General features: G+C 41.8%; 1 protein-coding gene. It reads left to right on the forward strand.

Going from position 1 to position 1,410, the window contains the following annotated elements:
• The first annotated feature begins 90 nt into the window (after positions 1-90).
• Positions 91-1,401, forward strand: a complete 1,311-nt coding sequence (locus L2729_RS21475) for an IS4 family transposase (RefSeq protein WP_248990045.1) — start codon at positions 91-93, stop codon at positions 1,399-1,401.
• Positions 1,402-1,410: the final 9 nt, after the last annotated feature.

The raw sequence follows: 1,410 nt of genomic DNA on the forward strand, positions 1-1,410 counted from the left end.
TAATGCCGATCAGTTAGTCAATATTTGATCGGTTGACCGATCTTCTCAGCATGCGAAAATCCGAATGTATTCCTTACATTCGGATTTTTTATGGACGTATCTCAAGCACTCAATATCATCAATCACTGGAAGCCAACTCAGATTGAAACCCTTTCAGATTTACTTCCCTTAAACATTATTGATGAAGCTTACAAGCTCACTAATACCGTTACCATGAGAAAACGTAAACTCACATTAGAATCAATGGTTTGGTTGCTGGTAGGTATGGCGCTTTATAACAACAAATCCATCAAAGATTTAGTTAACCAGCTAGACATCGTTGATCGTGAAGGCAAAGCTTTCGTCGCACCAAGCGCTCTTACACAGCGGCGTAAAACATTAGGTGAGCCAGCGATTAAAGAAGTCTTTAAGCGAATGTCTAATGCTTGGGTTAAAGATGCGAACCTGCCGCATTGGAACGGATTAACACTATTAAGTGTAGATGGTGTTGTTTGGCGAACCCCCGATACGCCAGAAAATAATGCCGTCTTTACTAAACCCAAAAATACTCAATACCCCCAAGTCCGTATGGTTTGTCAGATGGAGCTGAGTAGCCATCTTATTACTGGCAGTGCTTTTGACGATTATAAAGTCAATGAAATGGTGTTAGCAGAAAAGCTTATAGATACCACCCCAGACCATAGTGTCACTATGTTTGACAAAGGGTTTTACTCTTTAGGTTTACTTCATAAATGGGAGCAGACAGGGACCGAACGCCACTGGCTTATTCCGCTAAAGAAAAATGTTCAATACGAGGTTATTAGAACATTAGGACGTAATGACAAACTGGTCAGGCTGGTAAGCAACCCTAGGGCGCGCAAACTGTGGTCTGATTTACCAGAAGAGCTAAATATTCGCTTAATTACTCGTAAAATCAATGGTAAGGACTATCAAGTGCTTACATCAATGGTTGACCCTTTACGATTTCCTGCGGCCGATATAGCCAGTTTATATGGTCATCGATGGGAAATCGAAGTGGGCTACCGAGAGCAAAAACAATTCATGCTGGGTAACCGACTAACGCTGAGAAGCCGCCTTCCTGAATTGGTGAAACAAGAACTTTGGGGTGTATTGTTAAGCTATAATCTTGTTCGCTATCAGATGGTTGAACTTAGTTTTTCATTGAAAGGTAATTACTTACCGTATCAATTGAGTTTTAACGGAACATTATCACACATAGTGAGTTTATTAACGGGTCTTCCTTACTCCTCACCGGGGGCAATACCAAGGCAACTAAAGGGGTTTCACTCAATGGCTAAAAGCTTGGTACTTGAACCCCGGCGGGAAAGAACATTCCCCAGAACAGTAAAGCCACGGCCTCAACGATATGCTAGAAACAAAAATGCCGCTCACCTTAAGTGAACGGCATTA

Source organism: Shewanella gelidimarina (assembly GCF_023283945.1).
GTDB lineage: Bacteria > Pseudomonadota > Gammaproteobacteria > Enterobacterales > Shewanellaceae > Shewanella > Shewanella gelidimarina.

Excerpts from the sequence above, each read along its gene's own strand:
- L2729_RS21475 (WP_248990045.1), top strand. The coding sequence starts at position 91 with ATGGACGTATCTCAAGCACTCAATATCATCAATCACTGGAAGCCAACT.